Source organism: Arenibacter sp. S6351L, from assembly GCF_023016025.1.
Classification (GTDB): Bacteria; Bacteroidota; Bacteroidia; order Flavobacteriales; family Flavobacteriaceae; genus Arenibacter; species Arenibacter algicola_B.
On sequence record NZ_JALKBB010000027.1, the window covers coordinates 70,416 to 90,199 of the forward strand.

At 41.5% G+C, this 19,784-nt stretch carries 21 protein-coding genes and 1 tRNA gene; 14 read left to right on the forward strand and 8 right to left on the reverse strand.

What is annotated here, in order from left to right; translation table 11 throughout:
- The first annotated feature begins 22 nt into the window (after window positions 1-22).
- The 10 genes from trxA to MWU82_RS19025 all read left to right on the forward strand — a co-directional run bounded on the left by trxA (window position 23) and on the right by MWU82_RS19025 (window position 6,880).
- Complete coding sequence (gene trxA, locus MWU82_RS18980; RefSeq protein ID WP_031442126.1) at window positions 23-340, forward strand: thioredoxin; 318 nt, start codon at window positions 23-25, stop codon at window positions 338-340.
- A 196-nt stretch (window positions 341-536) separates the two neighbouring features.
- Window positions 537-1,466, forward strand: coding sequence for a DUF58 domain-containing protein (locus MWU82_RS18985; protein WP_247097580.1), 930 nt, complete (start codon window positions 537-539; stop codon window positions 1,464-1,466).
- Window positions 1,467-1,540: 74 nt separating this feature from the next.
- Window positions 1,541-1,617: transfer RNA gene (locus tag MWU82_RS18990), tRNA-Asp, on the forward strand.
- A gap of 117 nt (window positions 1,618-1,734) precedes the next feature.
- Window positions 1,735-2,376 carry a hypothetical protein gene (locus MWU82_RS18995; protein WP_247097581.1) on the forward strand — a complete coding sequence of 214 codons (642 nt, stop codon included), beginning with the start codon at window positions 1,735-1,737 and terminating at the stop codon, window positions 2,374-2,376.
- 137 nt (window positions 2,377-2,513) lie between these two features.
- Window positions 2,514-2,837, forward strand: coding sequence for an AlpA family phage regulatory protein (locus MWU82_RS19000; RefSeq protein ID WP_093977080.1), 324 nt, complete (start codon window positions 2,514-2,516; stop codon window positions 2,835-2,837).
- A 29-nt stretch (window positions 2,838-2,866) separates the two neighbouring features.
- Window positions 2,867-4,072, forward strand: a complete 1,206-nt coding sequence (locus tag MWU82_RS19005) for a primase-helicase family protein (RefSeq protein WP_093977079.1) — start codon at window positions 2,867-2,869, stop codon at window positions 4,070-4,072.
- 208 nt (window positions 4,073-4,280) lie between these two features.
- The gene (locus MWU82_RS19010) at window positions 4,281-5,237 is read left to right on the forward strand and encodes a toprim domain-containing protein (protein ID WP_247097582.1); all 957 of its coding nucleotides are present in this window, start codon (window positions 4,281-4,283) and stop codon (window positions 5,235-5,237) included.
- Window positions 5,234-5,530 (forward strand): mobilization protein MbpA, encoded by a 297-nt coding sequence (gene mbpA, locus MWU82_RS19015; protein WP_093977077.1) that lies wholly within the window; start codon window positions 5,234-5,236, stop codon window positions 5,528-5,530. The genes MWU82_RS19010 and mbpA overlap by 4 nt, the downstream gene beginning before the upstream one ends.
- On the forward strand, window positions 5,527-6,396 hold the full coding sequence (locus MWU82_RS19020; RefSeq protein ID WP_247097583.1) for a relaxase/mobilization nuclease domain-containing protein: 870 nt from the start codon (window positions 5,527-5,529) through the stop codon (window positions 6,394-6,396). Before mbpA ends, MWU82_RS19020 begins: the two co-directional genes overlap by 4 nt.
- Before the next feature lie 10 nt (window positions 6,397-6,406).
- Entirely contained in the window at window positions 6,407-6,880 is a 474-nt protein-coding gene (locus MWU82_RS19025) for a DUF6730 family protein (protein ID WP_093977075.1), read from the forward strand.
- Between the two features lie 126 nt (window positions 6,881-7,006).
- Here MWU82_RS19025 and MWU82_RS19030 read toward each other — a convergent pair whose 3' ends face one another.
- From MWU82_RS19030 to MWU82_RS19040, 3 genes are all read right to left on the reverse strand, one after another.
- Entirely contained in the window at window positions 7,007-7,252 is a 246-nt protein-coding gene (locus MWU82_RS19030) for a hypothetical protein (protein ID WP_247097584.1), read from the reverse strand.
- A gap of 596 nt (window positions 7,253-7,848) precedes the next feature.
- Window positions 7,849-8,607, reverse strand: coding sequence for a LytTR family DNA-binding domain-containing protein (locus MWU82_RS19035; RefSeq protein WP_093977074.1), 759 nt, complete (start codon window positions 8,605-8,607; stop codon window positions 7,849-7,851).
- 2 nt (window positions 8,608-8,609) lie between these two features.
- The gene (locus tag MWU82_RS19040; protein ID WP_247097585.1) at window positions 8,610-10,643 is read right to left on the reverse strand and encodes a histidine kinase; all 2,034 of its coding nucleotides are present in this window, start codon (window positions 10,641-10,643) and stop codon (window positions 8,610-8,612) included.
- Between the two features lie 249 nt (window positions 10,644-10,892).
- Between MWU82_RS19040 and MWU82_RS19045 the strand changes: the two genes are divergently transcribed.
- The 3 genes from MWU82_RS19045 to MWU82_RS19055 all read left to right on the forward strand — a co-directional run bounded on the left by MWU82_RS19045 (window position 10,893) and on the right by MWU82_RS19055 (window position 13,778).
- Window positions 10,893-11,834, forward strand: a complete 942-nt coding sequence (locus tag MWU82_RS19045; protein ID WP_247097586.1) for a hypothetical protein — start codon at window positions 10,893-10,895, stop codon at window positions 11,832-11,834.
- Window positions 11,835-11,921: 87 nt separating this feature from the next.
- A complete protein-coding gene (locus MWU82_RS19050; protein WP_247097587.1) occupies window positions 11,922-13,172 on the forward strand; it encodes a hypothetical protein in 1,251 nt (416 codons plus the stop codon).
- 360 nt (window positions 13,173-13,532) lie between these two features.
- Window positions 13,533-13,778, forward strand: a complete 246-nt coding sequence (locus tag MWU82_RS19055; RefSeq protein ID WP_232514036.1) for a hypothetical protein — start codon at window positions 13,533-13,535, stop codon at window positions 13,776-13,778.
- Between the two features lie 14 nt (window positions 13,779-13,792).
- Here the strand turns inward: MWU82_RS19055 and MWU82_RS19060 are convergent, their stop codons facing one another.
- The gene (locus MWU82_RS19060; protein WP_247097588.1) at window positions 13,793-14,149 is read right to left on the reverse strand and encodes a hypothetical protein; all 357 of its coding nucleotides are present in this window, start codon (window positions 14,147-14,149) and stop codon (window positions 13,793-13,795) included.
- Between the two features lie 285 nt (window positions 14,150-14,434).
- Here MWU82_RS19060 and MWU82_RS24400 point away from each other — a divergent pair, with 285 nt between their 5' ends.
- The gene (locus MWU82_RS24400) at window positions 14,435-14,605 is read left to right on the forward strand and encodes a hypothetical protein (protein WP_348647002.1); all 171 of its coding nucleotides are present in this window, start codon (window positions 14,435-14,437) and stop codon (window positions 14,603-14,605) included.
- A 120-nt stretch (window positions 14,606-14,725) separates the two neighbouring features.
- Here the strand turns inward: MWU82_RS24400 and MWU82_RS19070 are convergent, their stop codons facing one another.
- The 4 genes from MWU82_RS19070 to MWU82_RS19085 form a co-directional block, all read right to left on the reverse strand.
- Window positions 14,726-15,934: a site-specific integrase gene (locus MWU82_RS19070; protein ID WP_247097589.1), complete on the reverse strand. Its 1,209-nt coding sequence runs from the start codon at window positions 15,932-15,934 to the stop codon at window positions 14,726-14,728.
- A gap of 296 nt (window positions 15,935-16,230) precedes the next feature.
- Window positions 16,231-17,049 carry a hypothetical protein gene (locus MWU82_RS19075; protein WP_247097590.1) on the reverse strand — a complete coding sequence of 273 codons (819 nt, stop codon included), beginning with the start codon at window positions 17,047-17,049 and terminating at the stop codon, window positions 16,231-16,233.
- Window positions 17,050-17,203: 154 nt separating this feature from the next.
- Entirely contained in the window at window positions 17,204-18,166 is a 963-nt protein-coding gene (locus MWU82_RS19080; RefSeq protein WP_247097591.1) for an ornithine cyclodeaminase family protein, read from the reverse strand.
- Between the two features lie 252 nt (window positions 18,167-18,418).
- The coding region (locus MWU82_RS19085) for a malectin domain-containing carbohydrate-binding protein (protein WP_247097592.1) at window positions 18,419-19,784 on the reverse strand (1,366 nt) is incomplete at its 5' end.

Sequence of the window (19,784 nt, forward strand, 5' to 3'; positions counted from 1 at the left end):
TAATATTTAAAAATAACGAAACATGGCATTAGAAATAACAGATGCTACTTTTGATGAGGTAGTTTTAAAAAGTGATAAACCAGTAGTAGTGGATTTTTGGGCAGCGTGGTGTGGTCCTTGTAGAATGGTAGGTCCTATTATCGATGAGGTAAGTACCGAGTATGATGGTAAAGCCGTTGTTGGTAAGGTAGACGTGGACGCCAATCAAGAATTTGCCGCGAAATATGGCGTAAGAAATATTCCTACGGTATTGGTGTTTAAAAATGGTGAAATCGTTAACAGACAGGTTGGTGTTTCCCCTAAAAAGGTGTATACCGATGCAATTGATGCATTACTATAGCCTTCACTGATTCCCGAAGGGGAATATAAAAGATAAAAAGATCCTGCTTTTAGCGGGATTTTTTTATGCCTAATTTTTAATGAAGTATATAGCAAAACTCTAAAAATAGAGGTTGATTGCAGCTTATTTTATTTGGCCTCCCTTTTTTTGGCATTTCTATTTTTTAACCCGACCATATCTTCATTATCTTAGCACTATGGAGCTACAATCGGAATTACATAAGGCAAGTTTGTTCCAAAACTTGGAATTATTGGCAGGTCAGGTGGTGGAAGGATTTATCAGTGGCATTCATAAAAGTCCCTTTCATGGATTTTCCGCGGAATTTGCAGAGCATAAGATCTATAATAATGGGGAAAGTACCAAGCATATAGATTGGAAGCTGTTTGCCAAGACGGACAAGTTATATACCAAGCGATACGAAGAGGAGACCAATTTGCGATGTCATATGATCTTGGATAATTCGGCCTCCATGTATTATCCGGAGGTTGGTACCCTAAGTCTTGACAACCTAAATAAAATTGGTTTTGGGGTCTTGGCCATTGCCTCGTTGATGAATATACTCAAAAGACAGCGGGATGCAGTTGGCTTAAGTGTTTATAGCGACCAATATAATTTCTATTCTTCGGAAAAGAGTAGTGAAAGGCATCACCAGATGTTGTTGGCCAAATTAAGTGAGATTAGTCAGGAAACAAAACCTGCCAAGCAGACCGAGACCTATACCTATTTGCACCTGATTGCCGAAAAAATAAAAAGAAGAAGTTTAATTGTACTTTTTACGGACATGTTTCAATCTTCTGGTGAAGATGGGCAGTTGTTCGAGGCCTTACGGCATTTAAAGTACAATAAACATGAAGTAATTCTTTTTCATATCATGGACAAAGAAACAGAATACTCCTTTGATTTTGAAAATACCCCCAAGCGTTTTCTGGATGTGGAGACAGGGACCCATATTGATCTTTATGCCGATTCTGTAAAAGAGGCCTATAAAAAAGAGGTGGGGTCTTATTTTGCTGAATTGCGACTAAAATGTGCCCAATATAAAATTAAATATGTGGAGGTAGATGTAAAAGATAGTTTCTCCCTGATAATGAACACGTTTATGGTGGAGCGCCAAAAATTTATGTAGAAACTTGCATTATTTTTAAAAAATTGTTTGTGCAATTAAATAAGGGGTGTATATTTGCACTCGCTAAACGCCACGGTTCGGTAGTTCAGTTGGTTAGAATACCTGCCTGTCACGCAGGGGGTCGCGGGTTCGAGTCCCGTCCGGACCGCCAACAAAGATAAGCTTTTCAAGAAATTGGAAAGCTTTTTCTTTTTTACGGGTACAACATAGGTACAACAATATTATTTTTAATTTATTAAATTTAGTTCAGGCATACACTTCTTCAGGTTTGAACATAATAGATGAAATAATAGATCGGCTGGACGCTTTGGATAAATTTAAAGAGCGGGTCAAAACCTGGTATTTCTTCAGAGATACCCAAGTAGCACTGGCGATCGTTCTGTTTTTGATCCTGATCGGAGCAGTCCTTTATTTTATTTTCGATGTAGGCCTTCCCTGGTATTGGTCCCTGATCTTTGTTTGCTCATTATGTATTGGTATATTTTATTTGTTAGTCCGGTTTACCAAAAAGGAAAGGAAAAATATTGGAACGGTGGCCGTAGAACCCATTAAAACCATTGGGCTGGATTTTAACCGGATGGTTCTGGACAATATTTACTATGTCCTTAGGGGCTATGAAAAAATCGATGTTGAAAAGACCGGAATCGATAATTTCCATTCCGTGCTTACCCAGCGATTTGAGGAGACGGACTCGGAAATACATTTCACGGATATGAGCTGGGCGGAGGTACGATACCTATTGGAAAAGTTCAAGGAAAAATGTGGTGTGGAATATTCAACTTTTGAGAGATCCAATAAATTGTTCCTGGAGGGAAAGCCCGTTACTGCCAGGAAACTGTCCAACAATGGTCTAAGAAAGCACCCGGCCAAATACTTCACTGATAAGATCGATAACTGTTTTCCAAAGTAAACAAGGGTGTGTTTGCAAATTGTAGGGGTGCATGTCCCCTTTTGTTTTGTCTTTGCCTGTCATCCAGCTATATTGGTCTTCGAATTCAAAATTGTAAAGGGCCTTTTACTCATCATTAATTTCTAAAACCTGAAATCATGAATGAGCCAATAAATGTTATGTCCGATCCAGACGCGGACAAAACGGTCGTTGAACTGTTAAAAGAAATAAAGGGTCTGATGGCCTTCAATAAAAAGGTCCTTAATCTGGAGGACCTGGTGCAATACACAGGGATGTCCGAAAGCACCATCTACAAACTTTCCAGGCTGAATTTGATCCCCAAGGGCGATAATAGGGAAATTCGCAAACTCTTCTTTGAAAAGGATAGGATAGATGATTGGTTATTGGGGAAACCTGACGTTTCGGATGAATATCTGGAACAAAAATTCAATGAGCAGCTCTTGAAAAACAGAAGGCGTTAACCCGCCCCATCTTTCTTAAACTGTTTATTATGATGGATATACCCTACATCCGGGTGGGCACTGCGTATTATAAAATGGTCAAGGTGCCCACCATCTCCGGCCATTTCAATGAAGTGCTCACCCACTGGAACATTGAGACCATTCGCCAAGACCATGGCAAGGATTACCTGAGCAAGGTGCCCAAGTACGATGGGTTCACCTGTATACCGAACCACATCGACTTCAAACAGGAATACCAAAAATTTTATAATACCTACTCCCCATTGGGCAAAGAACCGAAAGAGGGGGGCATCCCAACCTCCCTGGGATTTATCCGTCATATTTTCGGGAGGCACTATGAGCTGGGATTGGACTATTTTCAATTGCTCTACACCAAACCGGTTCAGATGTTGCCCATACTGTGCCTGGTCTCCAAGGAGCGGTCCACTGGGAAGAGTACCTTTTTGAAATGGTTAAAGGCTATTTTTGAGAACAACCTTACCTATCTGACCAATGACAGTTTTGGTAGCCAGTTCAATGCCGATTGGGCCAACAAACTACTAATCTGTATCGACGAAGTGCTGTTCAATAAGGAAGAGCTTACCGAACGGATCAAATACCTGAGCACCACCAATATCAATAAGTTGGAGGCCAAGGGGAAGGACAAAAGGGAAGTGGAATTCTTTGGCAAGTTTATCCTTTGCAGCAACAATGAGAACAACTTTATTAAGATAGATGGGAACGAGACCAGGTTCTGGGTATTGAAGATACCCCATCTGCAGAAAGAGAATACCCATTTTTTAGAAGCCCTTATTGAAGAAATTCCCGCTTTCCTATATTTTCTGAAGGGTCGTAATCTGACCACACGGCATATCACCCGCATGTGGTTCTCTCCCGGGCAGATCAAAACACCTGCCCTGAGGAACCTGGTGAGGCACAACCGTAACCGGGTGGAAAAGGAATTGGCCTCACTGTTACTGGGAGCCATGGAGCATTTTGATATTACGGAAATAAACATATGTCCCTTGGATGCACTTCAGTTATTGAGCCGTACACGAATCAAGACCGATATTACCCATTTAAGAAGAATGCTGAAAAAAGATTGGAAACTGGAGAACAAGGACAATACCCTCAGCTACTACAAATTGGTAATCTGGCAGGATGCCACCATGCATTTGATGGAAGCCAAGGGACGCTATTTTACGGTGGACAAATCCTTTCTGCTGGAAAATTTTGATGAATCGATGACAGATTGATGGGAGGTCAATGCCCGTCGATGTTGGTGCGCTCATCATTATATCATCATTTGTTCATCAAAATAAAAAGTGATGACGACCAGGAAAACCTAAAACCATAATAGTGATGAATCGATGAATGTTTTGATGACCGGAAAAGCACCGTGAATAGGGGCTTTGGGACGGATTGTCATCAAAACATCAAAAAAATGGTTAAAAAGTATTGCTAATGAAAAGAAAAAGATTCCATAAACTATCGTGCGAAAGAGCCCGAGCCTTTCCCATCGAGAAAGCGCTGGCAAAACTCGGGCACTTTCCGACCAGATCAACGGAGAAAGAAGCTTGGTTCCTGAGTCCTTTCAGGCCAGAGGCCCAAGCCTCTTTCAAGGTATCCAAAGAACTCAATAGATGGTACGACCATGGGGCGGGGAAAGGGGGCAATGTGATCGATCTGATATGCCTATTGACCGATGGGACCGTCAAAGAAGCACTGAGCCTCATCCAACAGGGCCAAATCTTTTTTTCTTTTCAACAGCAACCATCTTTTAAAAAGGAGGCCCGGTCCAGGGTTATGATCCACTATGCAGTCACTATTTGTCATCCCGGGTTGGTCAACTATTTATATAAAAGGAAAATATCCATTGCCACAGCAATGTTGTATTGCAAGGAGGTTCATTACCTATTTAAAGGGAGGAAATACTTTGCCATTGGATTGAAAAACGATTCGGGCGGTTGGGAACTTCGGAACCGTTATATGAAGAATTCGAGTTCACCCAAAGATGTCACACATATCAATAATGGTAGTGCCAAACTTATAGTTACCGAGGGCATGTTCGACCTATTGTCTATTGCGGAGATCAATAAAAAGTTAGAGGACGGGCTTGATTTTTTAGTATTGAACTCGATCGCATTTGTTGAACGGGCGAAGAAGATCTTGGATGGGTATGACCATATAGAACTGTATTTGGACAATGACAGGAACGGTAAAAAGATAGCCCAAACCTTAATCGGCCATTCCAAGAACATTGTGGATAGATCTGGTTTGTACACAGGATTTAAGGATATGAACGAATGGCTCATTTCGGGATCAAAGGATTTAGGTGGGCAGCAAATTCAAGATGTGTTTTTGTTGCCAAAAAAACGATCTTGCTTTGCTCCCGATGGTTGCAAAGAAAATAAAAAATGAAAAGGACCTATATCAGATTCAGGTGTTCCATCTACGAGAAAAAGCTGCTGAAAAAAAGGGCACAGAGGGCCGGTATTTCCCTTTCGGAATATTGTAGGAGTTCGGCCTTTGAAAATGCTATTGTCGAAAGACTGACAGCGGAACAATTGGAGTGTTATAAAACTTTGGTGAAGTATAAGAACAACTTTACCCATATCGGGAACATGTTCAAAAAACGTAACCCTTCCCTTGCGAAGGAGGTAGCACTACTGGCGGAGGACATAAGGCAGCACCTTAACAATTTTGGAAAATGATAGGCAAGGGCAAGTCGATAGCACACACTGGCGCGAGTATGGCATATGGCTGGAACCAGGAGAAGGATGCCGAGATCGTATTCTCCCAACATCTGGCAGGGGAAACCCCCGAACAGATTACGGAGGAATTCAAGATCATCCAGGAACAGAATGCCAGGTGTACTAACAATACCCTGAGCTTTGTCCTAAGTCCGACCCCCGAAGAGGGCAAGAGGCTGAACAAAGAGCAACTAAAAGAGCTGACCGAAAGGTTCGTCAAGGAAATGCATTTGAAGGAGCAACAGGCCATTGCTTTTGTGCACAGGGACAGGGCGCACACCCATGTGCACCTTTACGCCAATAGGATCGGTTTTGATGGCAGGGCGTACAACGATAGTTTCATTGGAAAACGCAGCCAATTGGCCGCTGAAAATGTAGCCAAGGAAATGGGCCTGACCACGGTAAGGGAAGTACAATTGGAAAAGGAATTGGATTCCATTCATCTGCGAATGGAAATTATGTCCATACACCACAAGGTAATGAACGATCGATCACCGAAAACACTTGACGGTTACATAAAGTTTATGAAAGCCGAAGAGGTAAAGGTTGTTCCATGTATCAACAAGGCCAATAGGTTACAGGGCTTCCGGTTCGAATATAGGGGCCAGAGCTTCAAGGCAAGCGAAGTGCACCGCTCCATGTCCGGGGGAAAGATTATTGGTCAGCTTTCCCAGAATAGGGGTGTTGGAACACAAATCACAGGTGGCAATTCGGTCCAATTATTGGGGAAGACCGTAGAAATGAGCGCCAACCTAGCGGCGAGTTTGGCCAAGAACGCATTGAAAAAAGTAATGAGTAGAGCAATCGATACAGGAATCGGATATTAAAAGTAAAACCATGGGATATAAAAAATTGGATGAAGTAATGGAACTGCTCCATGATGAGCTGGACGGGTTCAATAAGGCATTGGCCAAACTACGGGAACTTACAAGCAATGTTGAGAATATAAAAATAATGCCCGACACTTCAGGGATCGAACATTTATTAAAAGAGCACTTAAATGCTGAAGAATATAAAAGTTCAAGGATCCGAGGAGCATTGGAGAAGATAGAAAAAGAGCTGTCCAAAGCCAAGGTGACACCTAAGCTACAGCTATGGGTCCAGTATGCTATTTGGACTTTTTTCCTTCTAGTTATCGGCTATTTGGGATTCCAGGGATCCCAAATGGAAGTACACAAGGAGAGGGCATTCTTGAGAGGGAAGCAAACTGCAATCTCGGAGCTGAAGGGGTATTTTGACCAATATCCCAAACATTATCTAACCTACCGGAATTGGCTCAAAGAAAAGGATAACGTTCCAAATCGAAAGTAGGTTGCGCCCTGATTCGATTTTACTTTACGCTTATCAACCCGAACACTATAAAATCGAATCAGGATCCGTGCGCAAAGTTCTTGTAAGATTTGGGTTTGGATACGATAATATTGATAGGCTCTATTTTTATACCGACCTATTTTTAGGGAAGGCTACAAAAAGGGTAAGGCTACATGTATGGTATTCTTTTGAAATTCCATTCAACTGGTTGTTTTTGAAATTCCATTCAAATTTTAAATCTCCATTCTCATGGAATTCTGTTACAATTCCGTTTAATGTGTTTTTGGAAGTTTCATTTTCTTTAATTCCTTTTGTTGTGGAGTAAGAAATAAAGATTGTAAATAGCACTATAAAAAGTATTCTTGAGTTCATTTGTTAAAATTGGTTACAATTGGGTATTTTTATTAACTATTTTCTTAGAGGTCTAATCTAATAAAACTTTTTCGTTAGCCTCTTTATTAATTATTGCTTTTACCTTTCATACTCTATTTTCGTTGTGATTCCAATAATCATCACTTTAACTGGCTGGATGTTTATAATAAATCATGGATAAATGTATCATTGTTTGTAACAAAGTAAGGGATGATTTTAGACTTTTTTGTAACAAAGTAAAGGTTGTTGTATTCTTTACCTGACCAATTTTTGATGGTTCTGAACTTCACTGGATTGCCCAATAATATATCTAAAAAAAATTATCTCCTTTAATAGCGATTTGTGGGAATCGCTAAAGGTTTTTATTCTTTAAACATTAAGCATCCACTTTTGGACCATCGGGCTATAATCGAGATTATTTTTTTGGCTACAAAAACAATCTAAATATAACTAAACAGCCCTCCATTGGACCTTTATGCCATTATGTTTTTGTTCAATTGATTTCTTATTTTCTTATATAGCAAGAGGAAAATCACACCTAATCTAGCAATATAAGACCTGTGCAACTCATTAATCTTATAAAAACCAAAAGTGACTTATTTAAACCGCAACATGGACTCCAGGATGTTATTTATTTCGTTCTTTTTCTGTCTAGAGACTGGGATTTCCTTATCGTCTTTCATCATAACCGTACCCCCGTCCCTTTTCAAAATGCCCTTGACAAATTGGGGATTGATCAAATGGGATTGGTGCATTCTCAGGAAACTATAATCCCGTAACATTTCCTCGATTTCCTTTAGTGTCCTACAAATGAGCAGTTTGTTCCCATCATCGAAGAAAAAGTTCGTGTAGTTGTTGTCGGATTCACAGCGTACAATGTCCTTGATTTCAACAATATGGTAGCCGGCACTAGTGGGTAGAGCAATCCTTGGCAGATCTTTGACCGTGCCCTTTAAATTGTGCCGCAAAAGGTCCCACTGTTCAGGATTGGTTTTTTTGCGGCGTTTTTCCCAATTAGACAATGATTGCACTATACTTTTTTCGGTAATGGGCTTTAACAGATAATTAGTGGCACTGTACTGAAACGCCCGAATGGCATACTGGTCATAGGCCGTCGTAAAAATAATATCAAAGTCGATGGGCAGGATTTTGTCAAGTAGCGCAAAACCGTTCAGGTTGGGCATCTCAATGTCCAGGAACAAAAGATCGGGTGAATGGGCCTGAAGATAGTCCAAACCTTGGATGGAATTGCAGAATGTCCCCATTATCTTGTAGTCGGGGCTTATTTTCTTGATCAGGTTTTTCAATACGTTCACGCAGTGCATTTCGTCATCGATTATAATAATATTGGCCATAGTTATCCGTTATATTTTATAGTTATGCGCGTACCTTCCGGCACTCCCTTTTCATTTTCAAGATCCAAAACACTCATGTGCATTTTGGCCTCACTAATATGGTTATAGAGGAACAATCGCTCTTGGGTGATTCGTGTCCCCGCAGATGGATGTGTCTTTTTGGCTTTGCCACTTTCCTTTCGCCCAACACCATTGTCCTCTATGATGATTTGAAGTTGCTTTGAGGTGTCGAACGTGACCGAAAGTTTTTTTTCTGGCTTTCCGCTTGGATGCAACCCATGCCAAATGGCATTTTCCACAAAAGGCTGCAACAATAGGGGAGGGATGGTAAATTGTGAGAGCGCCTCGCGCGAGTCATACTGGATGGTATAGGAGAAATCATCGCCCAAACGACTTTTTTCCAAGGAGAGGTAAAGTTCCAACATTTCCAGTTCCTCTTCCACGGAAATAATGTTTTTGCCGCTGTTCTGTAATATGGTGCGGAGTAGAATCGAAAAATTATCTAAATATTGGATGGCATCCTCCTCTCGTGACAACATAACAAGATTTTTGAGGGCATTTAGGCTGTTGAAAATGAAATGAGGGTTCATCTGGGAGCGCAAGGCGAGCATTTTCATGTCACGGAGGCGTTCTGCGAAAGATTTTTTGATCTGTTCTTCCTTTTGCTTTTCCATTTCAGAATAAAGCCTGACCAGTTCTTCTGTTTTATGCTGTACCTGATAGTCCAGTTCCTTGCGCATATTTTCCTCCATGATCTGGTTCCGATGCAATTGTTCGATCAATTTATGGTTAGCCATATCCTTTTCTCGCTGGATGAGGAACATTTTTTCTCCAATCGCTATGGAAAAACAGAATACTTCGCCCAAAAGCCCTACCTGGAAAATAATATGTTGTGCGTATGGAAAATTGAAAATGCCGTCCGGGACCAAATGCAAATTGGTATAAAAAATGTATGAGGAAAGAAATGCCCCTACAAAAAACAAACTATGTCCCACTATAAAATATTTCATGAGCGGATGTCTCACCTTTACCAGTATCCAAATGAACAGGGCCATGTTCAGAGGCAGCACAATAATTCGAATAATATAGGATATCAAAACTCTATTATCACTATATAAACCTTCATAATAACTGAAAATAAATTTAGACGAGGCATATACAAAACAAAATATCCCGAACCCTACCAGTACATTAGATAGACGCTGGCTAAATGTTTTAATTTCCAACAAATGCAGGATAAAAAAAATGTAAAAACCGATAAAGCAAAACTGTATAGTTTCAGTAGCCACTAATGAAAGGTAAGGTACATGGGCAGCTAGATTCCCTACCTTTGCCAAAGTAGTTCTTAATATCACAAAAGCATATAAAATTTGAAAAAACAGATAGCCGAGATAATACAGATAAACAGGGCTGCGCAAGTGAAAACAAAACACCAAGGCAAATACAAGAATACAGCAGAGTGTTATAAGGTAGGTATAAATAAAGGCAATGGATGAGGCTTCCTTTGCCCTAACCCTGTCCATGAAATTCAAATAGTCGAGCCTGGAATATAAGGTCGGGGCATTGGAGCGGCCTGATGTGTAATCATTGGTGATGCGTATATAACATTGGTACTGTTGCAAGGGCAATAGTTCCAGCTCTGAGAAAAAATACCATTTGGGCTCGGAACGTTTTCCCAAGGGCACTAGGTAACCATTTTGAAAACTTTCGAATTCCCAATCATTGTGTAGGTACAAATCCATGTGGAAACCACTGTAAAAGAGGTAGGTGCTAAGCGTGTCTGGAGTAGTGTTTTCAAGCGGAAACTTGATCCATATCGCCGATTCCGAGGTGGTGGCAAAAGAGGAATCATACGCTTTCCAACCATCGGTTTTCATGATATTTTCAAGGGATTCATCCCGACTGCTCCGCATAGCTTGTACTTCCGGATGGCTCACAAGATCCACTGGGGTAGGAAGGGAATCGGCCCTGATCTGGGCTGAAAGGGAACACAGCCCCACAAGGAGAAAAACAATGACCGAAGCTATTTTTTTCATTTTTCCATGTTTGAAATCGCATCGGCACGAAAGAACCGATTGCCAAGACCTCCAATGATTCCTCCAATATATAAAATGATTTTGTGTCCTGCACCAAAAATTAGGGTTTGACAATTATGAACTAGAATTTGGTATTTAAGGCGCCTTACCAAATTCTAAGTCGAACCGACCAAATTCTAAATCTGGGTTTTTAAGGAAAGTGTGAACCGCTAAGTTTGTTTTCACTTAGGCATTTCAAAAAAACTTAACATGAAAATAATACGATTTTACACCCTATTTATGTGTATGGCTGTATTGCTCCTTTTATCATGTAGCGAAGAAACTGTGACAGGTCCCAAAGGGGAAACCGGGGAAACAGGTCCCATGGGCCCCCAGGGCATTCCCGGAAAGGATGGGTCACTCATCCTATTTGGCAATGGTGCTCCCACGGAAAGTTTGGGCAAAGACGGCGATATGTACCTGGACAGGGCGGGCAGTGAACTATACGGGCCCAAAAACGATACCGGTTGGGGTACACCGCTCCCATTGACAGGGGAAAAAGGCGATCAGGGCGATGCCGGGGAGCCGGGGAGCCAGTTTCTCAGTGGTGCGGTCGATCCCTCAACTGGACAAGGCGCCGAGGGGGATTACTTCCTCAACCAAGAATCCGGTGATCTTTTTGGTCCAAAGTCGGCTTCCGGGTGGGGCACTCCCATCAACCTCAAGGGCACGGCCAATGTAGTGGCCAGTACTTGGATGGATTGGAAAACATGGGACACTATACTTGGTCAAAATTCCTATTATTCAGCGGCGTATGATATTCCAGCGCCAATACTGAATGCTGTTGGGTATAGTTCATTGGGGAACATGCTGACCGATGGAGGTGTATTCTTGGTATATTTCACCAATGAGAATGGGTTTAATCAAATCCCAACACCATTTATCGGAAGTGATGGTGACTATCAGGTTTTCTGGTTTATCAGAAATGGGAACTATAATACTTTCTATTTTGCTTTACAATCCCTTGACTCCACACCTCTAACGCCATCCCTAATAGACTTGTCCAACGGCAAAAAAATTCGCTATGTGCTCATTCCCGCCGGTACCCAGATAACTGTTGCCAAAGCGGGGGAAAAAGAGTTTATGGATGCAAAAACATTGCAACAAATGGGCTATGACGAGGTCAAGGAAATATTGGGCCTTTCGGACTGATCCATTTAACATTTAAAGCATCCCAGTATTACCATCATGTGGATGCCAATTTTTATCACAACGGAAACATCACTAATTAGTATATCTATGAAAACCTCAACAAAAATCATGTATTTGTTCACCTTGGCCTTGATAGTGGGCAGTTGTTCATCTGACGGGAATGATGACCCGCAACCGCAATATAACCTAGATGCGCTGCAGGGAAAATGGTACAGGGTAGGCGGCAACAACCTAGATGCCAACGGTATGGAAGTCACTGTCACAAATGATCAGGGTGTGCTGACCGACCCGGCGAACACCAGCTTACAGGTGGACAACATCAAATGGAAGGACATTGAGGCTACTGGGGAAACCAATTATGAACACGGCGAGCTGGGTTCTGATCAAAATTATTACAACGGGTTCATGGAATTGGGCTCTGACGACACCTTGAGGATCAGGGTCAATAGCCCCGGTGCTGGCAATGTTCAAAAATGGGTTAGGACATTTATCGCTCCCATTGCCGAACTGCACGAATGTGAGCCTTATGAACCAGATGCTTTTTCAATGGGAAAGGATGACCTATGGGTGGAGGCCGGCGAAGAGGATGAGTTTCCCGGATTACTCCCGGCATCGACGGATCCGGCGGGGGGATATTATATCGTTACCTTGGAATCAACAGGGCCCCTACCTTCCCAACCGTGGATAGATATTTCGGTTTCTGGCGAAGAGGTGCCCGTCATCAACGGAACGTCCGCTGGAACCGATACCCCCCTTACAAGAAAAGTGGCCTTTTCGGCGCATCCCGGCATTGCCTATGACGTCATGGCAAAACCTTTTTACAATGCATCACCATCATCGGATGTTTATCCTGAACCGTATAAAATATCATGGGAATATTTGGGCATCATGGACTGCTATGAACCTAATGACAATTTTGATGAGGCCAAGTTCATTCCAAAGGATGAAGTCATTGAGGCCTTTGCGAACAAGAACAATGAGGGCTACGGTATCCAGGAAGAACAGGATGATTATTACAAGGTGGTTTTGTTCCGACCTGCCAGATTACAGGTACAATTGCTGCAAAGCCCTTCCGATGATTTCATCGACCTCAATTTATACAGGGAAGGCAGAGGAGAGATCGTGACCACGTTGACACCCATTTCAGGTATGCCGGGAGATAAGGAAGATGGGGCACTGTACTCTAAGATCACCAATTCCACGCTTGAAGCGGGCACGTACTATGTTCGGGCACGTACTTTTATGAACAATGGCAAAACAGCGGACATCAACCTTGGCGAACCTTTGCCGGACACTTGGATCACGCCCTATACCTTCACCGTGACCGCGGTGGAGTAAAATTGGAAGAAAGCATCTGCCCAAATGAAAATGACCTTATTTTTGATTTGGCAGATGTTTTTGGATTGAACACGGTCATGATATGGCCTGTTGGGTCGCGAGGAGACACAGGAAACTTGAACAATATAAATACACATAAAATTTTTTGGTTGTATCTTGTTCTTTATATGTTGCTTTGCTGTTTCCAACGATATCTGCCAATCCCTTTCGCGAAAATTGAGAGGGGAATGATGGAATAGGGTCACCGGGTTAAAATCACAGGAACCGGTATTCCCTTTCAAAAACTTTAGGGATGGCAAACACAAGATCCCGTTTTGATTAAAGAACAACTCAGGAGATAAGGACATTATGCTGTTCCAGATGAAAACGACCCTTGTTCACAACGGAAAAACCATAGGGAGCCGCCAACATTCCGATCGGCCGTGGTTTCCGGGCGATATGAATGTGCCCGTGGAAGCCTTTGATTTTAGTCCGCTCCTTCAAAATGCTATCAATGGCAATAAAGGGAAACTTATGCCTGGAACCTATGAAATACGTTTGGAAATGAAACAGGCACAAAGGGATGCGCAACCCATCCACACGACCGTTACCTTGTGGATTATCTAAAAAATAAACTTAGCTTAAAACCCTTGAAAAAGTTGTTTGCAAAGCAACTCAGGACATAGTCTGTATTGCGGTATAGGATTTCTTTTCCTGAACCACTCGACATCTACGGCATCATTATGGGTGTTTATAGGTTTATTCGACAAAAACCTATTATAATTGATCCATACGGTTCCTTTGAAAGTATTGAAAATTATACCGAGATTGTTCTTGGTATTGGGGATATAGGCCATATTATGTTCCTTGCTCCATTTTGGATCAGGAAGGCCCCTGACCAGTCCTTGTATGAGCTTATCCGGCAAAAATTTAATGCCGATCATTTTTTCATTCCTGATCATCAAATGGTAAAGCGTTATGGATTTAACCGGATTCATATAACAAGTTTAGTGTAGAATTCGATTTAAACGGTATATTATACCTGTAATATTCGTTTACAAATGAATAATGATAGAACGTGTCCCGTATGTGGTATAGTGGTAAAAGGATGATCTGACAAGATATTTTGTTCTCCAAAATGCAGATCTATAGGCCAATATGAACAACGTCAGGAAACCGAAACTTTTTATATTAGGGTGGATAGGTAATTGGAAATAAACAGAAAACTACTCAAGAAATATAATAGGTCCGGGATTACTACCATAAGAAAATCTGAATTGATCATGGAGGGATTTGACCCCCAATTTTTCACCCATTATTGGAAGAACCAAAAGGGCGATGTCTACCTCTTTGTTTACGAGTATGGTTTTTTGAATAAAAGGCATAATGGAAAGGATAAGTATATTCTGGTAATCTGGCAGGATTATATGGACTCTTCCCAAAAATCAATATAATTGGGACATTGAACATAATAATGCTTATATAAAAACTGAAATTGTCAGGAGAACGTGGTACCAAATTGATTTTTCGCTTTAATTACCTCAAATTTTAAAGGTAGGGTCAACCATAAGTTCTTATAGCAGAAGTTCGACAGCTTTATCCAAGACATTGCTTCCTAGCTCCTTTAAGTACACTTGGGTCGTGGTCAAATCTTTATGCCCCAAAGATTCGCCGATAACATCCGTCGCAACACCTTTTTGTTTTAAACAATTGGCAAAACTATGTCGGGCTACATAACTGGACAACGATTTTTTTATGCCGCATATGCCAGCAATTTCCTTTAGGTCCCGGTTATATTTAGCCAAGGTCTTCTTTTTGCGATTAGCGATTTGGGAAGGGGTAAGTCCATCCCTTAAAAGTATGGGGAATACATATTTGGTAGGCAACGAATGTTTTTGGTAATAGTTTAAAATTTCACGTACCGGTGGAAGTATGGTTATAACAAACCTACCCTTGGTTTTGTTTCGAATGTAAGAAATCGTTTTTGCATCGACATCCTGCCATTTGAGTACCATCATATCGGTATAATTCATTCCCCTCGTATAAAAGCTGAATATAAAATAATTTCTGGCATCTGCTAGGTGGGGAAATTTGGATATATTGAAGTTGATGATTTTGGATACTTGATCAAAGTCCAAGGCCTTTTTAATACCCTGACCTTTTAGCTTTGATATCTTATAGGTTTTGAAAGGATGGTCGTTGTCCTTTATGATGTTGCGTTCTATGGCCTTATTGTACATAGCTCTCAAAGTGCGTTGCTTAATGCTGATTCCTCCATCCGTTCCGCCCCTGGATCTTAGCCATGCCTCATATTTATTCAAAAAGGTATTTGTTATGTCTTGAAACGTTATTTTTCTATGTCCGCAAAAGTTTTTGACCGATTTCATGGTCTCTTCATACATCGCAGCATTTCCCATTCTTCCTGCGAGTTTCAATTCAGAAACTATTTCTTCCCAAAAAGAAAAAACAGCATCGTTTGAAGGATTGCTGTCCACCCGGAAGCGCTGACCAAATTCAGCAAGGTTGAAAGATTCCTTTTCAAATTCAAGATCTGCATAGACCTTTAATGCACGTGCTTTTATCTTCAACAGCAGCCTATTGTTTTGGATGTAGTTGGCATTGTTTTTATTAAAACAACCTGAAGGGGAATCCCATTCCCTTTTAGAGCTTTTAAAAATGGTGTTGAAATATTTTGTTTTTCTATCTTTAGTGATTCTTAGGCAGACAGGATAAGTGCCATCGGCAAGGCCTTTTTTCCTCAAAACAATCTTGATACTGGACATGGCATTTAGTTTAATGGGTACAACATAGGTACAACAAATTGGATTTTAGAACCATATTTGATGACGACCGATATAAAACTACAAATTATAACTAACTGATAATCAATCTAAATGAAAGTTAAAAGCGTTAAATGAAATGCAATTTTAATCGTCTGTCACGCAGGGGGTCGCGGGTTCGAGTCCCGTCCTGACCGCTAAAAGCCTTCAACGCAAGTTGAGGGTTTTTTTCGTTTTAAGAAGTGTCCAATAATCCAGTTTTTGCGGATAAGTGGAATTTTGCAAATTCCTTGCTGTTCTTAATCCAAAGGGTAGAACGGTTTGTCTATTACTCCTTCATCACTGAATAAAGCAGATTTATCAGCATCTTGAAGCACCGATGTTATAAGATGGACTTTATGATTGATCAAGGCACTATCCTGAACTAACCGGATACCGTGGCTGTAATCGGCGTATGTTTCGCTGTGACGAGCGTAAACAGGCTGGATTGGGGTTCCATTTTGGTAATGCCAGCCATAGATTACAACCGGCTTGGACGAATTTTCATAGATTTTGTTGGAGATAATAACATCCTTTTTATGTCCGGCCACCAAAACTCCCAAAGACGCCTGCTTAAGGGCTTTCTTCCTTTGCCTTTGTAGTAGCATATTATGTTCCCACATAACAGGAATTGTGGTCATTTTGGGGCTAGGAGGAATGGGGGAGGGGGCCAATTTTAATGAAGCGTTGCTCCATATTTGATCTGCCATTTGTTTGGTTGGAAGGGTGAAACCGATAGCCTTCGCAATTTTCTGGGCTAAAATAGGGGTCATTGGCATCAGGAAATAATCGGCATCGGAGCCAACAGCCAAATAATCCGGAAGAACAAAATAAGTTACAACATAAGTGGAATCCTTGATGCTTTTTGAAAATGAAATGGGAGTCAGTTCACCTAAAAAATTGGGGACATTTCCCTTCAAAACCTCTTGGTAAATCTGTTTTTCCCTGTCCTCCACGCTTAGGGTTTCTATCCAATTTTTAAAAGTGCTACCGGCAATGGCATCATTGGCACGAGGGGGAAGGGGTAGTTTTTGAGCCTTAAGTATCCCCGAAACGCCCATTGCTAAAAGTAAAAGCATGACGGCTGACTTGTTTAATGCCGAATAAGAAGGGTTGTTCATTTCTGGATAGTCGTATTTACGAGTTTGTTTTCTCTAAATTTTTAGGTTCCAAAACCTCTCACATATTTCAAGTTTGATCAATTTTAATGTTTGCGAACTCTTGCCTATGCCATTATTGTTTATTTTGGAACATATTGTAATAATAGGTGGCAGCGGCCAAATCTTCCAAGGCATGCCCTACCGACTTAAACATCGTAATTTCCTCATCGTTCTTCCTGCCATGTTTTTTTTGGGAAGTGAGTTCAAACAAATCGGCCTTGATATCCGTCTCTTTCAAAACTCCACTTTTTAATGGAATAACAATGTCCCCACTTTCTTTTAAACCGCCTTGATAAGTATCTAAATACACCTCCGCTTTTGTAACCGTTTCATCATCAGCCTCCCGCATATCTACCTTATATGCTCCTACCAAATCCACATGTTGCCCGGGTTGTAGATATTTTCCCAAAACAAGGGGTGTTTTGGATAAGGTGGCCGAGGATATAATATCGACTTCAGTAATTTTATCCTCAATTGCTTTTATGGGTTGAATATGGAAGGGTACATTCTTTAGTTTCTCGCATATGCTCATGGCCTTTGAATAATCCCTTCCCCATATATAGACCGTTTTTATTGGACGTACACTGGCATGGGCCAATATTAAATTGGGAGAAAGGGCTCCCGTGCCGATCATTAATAAGGAGCTGGAATTTTCCCTTGATAAATATTGTGAGGCCAAAGCAGAGGCAGCGGCCGTTCTTTTTACGGTTAAGCTTTTGGCCTCCAAAAGTCCAAGGATGCCGCCCTTTAGTGCATCCAGATAAATATACGTACCCTGAATGGCCGGAAGGTTAAACAGGCCATTTTTAGGACTCACAGTAGCGATTTTTACTCCTGCCTGTTTTCCAGGCTTCCAAGCAGGCATCAATAACAAGGTTGAATCCTCTTTTACTTCAGGATTTGGAAAATCGTGATGATGTCTCATGGGCACCATGGTATCCTGGTCGGAAAATGCGGCCTTTAGTACATTGATAAGACTGGGGAAATGGGTGTTTTGCTCTATAAAACTAGCCGGAATTTGGGTTATATTATCCATGCGGCCAAAGTTATAAAAATAAAGGAGAGTTGTGGCCGGTTAGTATTTGTTATATAGAATGCTAAGTTCTCTTGTTCTAATATTTCCGATGGATGAATGGACAATAACGAATAGATTCATGTCTAACGGTCTAATTTTGAACAAGACATTAATGACATTTCTTTGGAAGGGATAATCTTCAATTAATTGTTTAAAATAAAAGGGCCGGCTACATTTTTGCAGCCGGCCCCATATTAATAACAGTTATTAAAATTAATTTCTGGTTACGAGCAGTTTTTGTTGATACTCGGTTCCATTTTTATCCTTTGCTTTTACAATATAGACGCCAACAGGTAGTTCTTGTACATTCAATGGTCTACCATTTTGATCAATGACACCTCCATTAATTGTTTGAACCAATTTGCCTGATATGTCATAGATATGTATTATTTCTATGGTGGTAGGCAATTCAAAACTTAATGATGTTTCGACCGATGAAGGGTTAGGTGTGATACTGAACTTGTTGGAAGGGACCACGGAATCTGCCACGGTAACTTCCTCGTCGGAATCCTTCAATGTTAAAGTGCCAGACCCGGGGATGGCAATGATTTCCAACGCGGATAACTTAGGTTGATCCACGCCTTCACTTGCATCAAAGGTCATATTTAAGACTCCATCTACAATGGTGACAGCAAAAGTTTCGGTTACTGTCGTCTGTGGTCCAGCTTCTGCGTTGATATCATAATTATTCAGCACCGTTGTACCTTCCATCACAACGTCAAAGACACGTTTTCCTGTACCAGTTGCACCGCCTCCAGTTGCACCCCAATAGATTTCGGCGAAATGTAGGATTACATTGTATTCACCGTTTTCCAGTGGTATATTATAACCAAAGGTAGGCGGTAGAGCACTACGTTCGGTCTGGTACAATGTTGGCACTGTTGCACTTGGGTTTGTAAACACCTTGCCACCAGTAAAGTTCTGATCCGCAGCATATACATTTCCTTCAAAGGTCAATTCAGGTCCACCTGCATTTATTCTTAGGGCAAAGCCTTCGTTTTCCTCTGTGTTGCCAATGACCTGAACATTCTCGTACACTGCATTGGCAAGTACGCCATCGTTATGTGATGTTGTCGCCAGACCTACAAAGATGCTTTGTCCCATAGGTATGGAAGCACTTCCTACCTGTACCCAACTTCCATTGGTTTCGGATACGTAAGCCGTGAAGGTATTGCCCGAGCGTACCAACCTGAGGTAATGTGGGAATCCTCCCGGAGCCGGTGCAGGGGCGGTGTAGTTACCGCTGCCCAAGGTGGCTCCTTTGGTAGATCTGTATTGGAAGCTATATGCCGGTACCCCTGTATTGTTCGGGTTCGGAGCCATGATCATCATCGCCATTGCGGAGTTCGCATCAAGGTCGCTCCTCATCATCACCCCTGCCTTGGCCCAAATGTTGGTCTGTTCCAGGCTCATTAACTGTGCAATGATCTCCCCGTCGCCCTGTAGTTCCTGATAGACATAGTGGAACTCGTCGGCACTGCCAAAGATGTCCGCGCCCGAGGCTTTGACCTCGAAACGACCGTTGTCGAAACAGGCCTCGCCATTGGCGGCAACGTTTCCGATATCGGAATTTGTCCAT

Excerpts from the sequence above, each read along its gene's own strand:
- MWU82_RS19045 (WP_247097586.1), top strand. The coding sequence starts at position 10,893 with ATGAAAATAATACGATTTTACACCCTATTTATGTGTATGGCTGTATTG.
- MWU82_RS19030 (WP_247097584.1), bottom strand. The coding sequence starts at position 7,252 with ATGAACTCAAGAATACTTTTTATAGTGCTATTTACAATCTTTATTTCT.
- MWU82_RS19005 (WP_093977079.1), top strand. The coding sequence starts at position 2,867 with ATGATGGATATACCCTACATCCGGGTGGGCACTGCGTATTATAAAATG.
- mbpA (WP_093977077.1), top strand. The coding sequence starts at position 5,234 with ATGAAAAGGACCTATATCAGATTCAGGTGTTCCATCTACGAGAAAAAG.
- MWU82_RS19075 (WP_247097590.1), bottom strand. The coding sequence starts at position 17,049 with ATGCTTTTACTTTTAGCAATGGGCGTTTCGGGGATACTTAAGGCTCAA.
- MWU82_RS19010 (WP_247097582.1), top strand. The coding sequence starts at position 4,281 with ATGAAAAGAAAAAGATTCCATAAACTATCGTGCGAAAGAGCCCGAGCC.
- MWU82_RS19000 (WP_093977080.1), top strand. The coding sequence starts at position 2,514 with ATGAATGAGCCAATAAATGTTATGTCCGATCCAGACGCGGACAAAACG.
- MWU82_RS19050 (WP_247097587.1), top strand. The coding sequence starts at position 11,922 with ATGAAAACCTCAACAAAAATCATGTATTTGTTCACCTTGGCCTTGATA.
- MWU82_RS19020 (WP_247097583.1), top strand. The coding sequence starts at position 5,527 with ATGATAGGCAAGGGCAAGTCGATAGCACACACTGGCGCGAGTATGGCA.
- trxA (WP_031442126.1), top strand. The coding sequence starts at position 23 with ATGGCATTAGAAATAACAGATGCTACTTTTGATGAGGTAGTTTTAAAA.
- MWU82_RS19070 (WP_247097589.1), bottom strand. The coding sequence starts at position 15,934 with ATGTCCAGTATCAAGATTGTTTTGAGGAAAAAAGGCCTTGCCGATGGC.
- MWU82_RS19025 (WP_093977075.1), top strand. The coding sequence starts at position 6,407 with ATGGGATATAAAAAATTGGATGAAGTAATGGAACTGCTCCATGATGAG.
- MWU82_RS24400 (WP_348647002.1), top strand. The coding sequence starts at position 14,435 with ATGGAGGGATTTGACCCCCAATTTTTCACCCATTATTGGAAGAACCAA.
- MWU82_RS19060 (WP_247097588.1), bottom strand. The coding sequence starts at position 14,149 with ATGAATCCGGTTAAATCCATAACGCTTTACCATTTGATGATCAGGAAT.
- MWU82_RS19080 (WP_247097591.1), bottom strand. The coding sequence starts at position 18,166 with ATGGATAATATAACCCAAATTCCGGCTAGTTTTATAGAGCAAAACACC.
- MWU82_RS18985 (WP_247097580.1), top strand. The coding sequence starts at position 537 with ATGGAGCTACAATCGGAATTACATAAGGCAAGTTTGTTCCAAAACTTG.
- MWU82_RS19040 (WP_247097585.1), bottom strand. The coding sequence starts at position 10,643 with ATGAAAAAAATAGCTTCGGTCATTGTTTTTCTCCTTGTGGGGCTGTGT.
- MWU82_RS19035 (WP_093977074.1), bottom strand. The coding sequence starts at position 8,607 with ATGGCCAATATTATTATAATCGATGACGAAATGCACTGCGTGAACGTA.
- MWU82_RS19055 (WP_232514036.1), top strand. The coding sequence starts at position 13,533 with ATGAAAACGACCCTTGTTCACAACGGAAAAACCATAGGGAGCCGCCAA.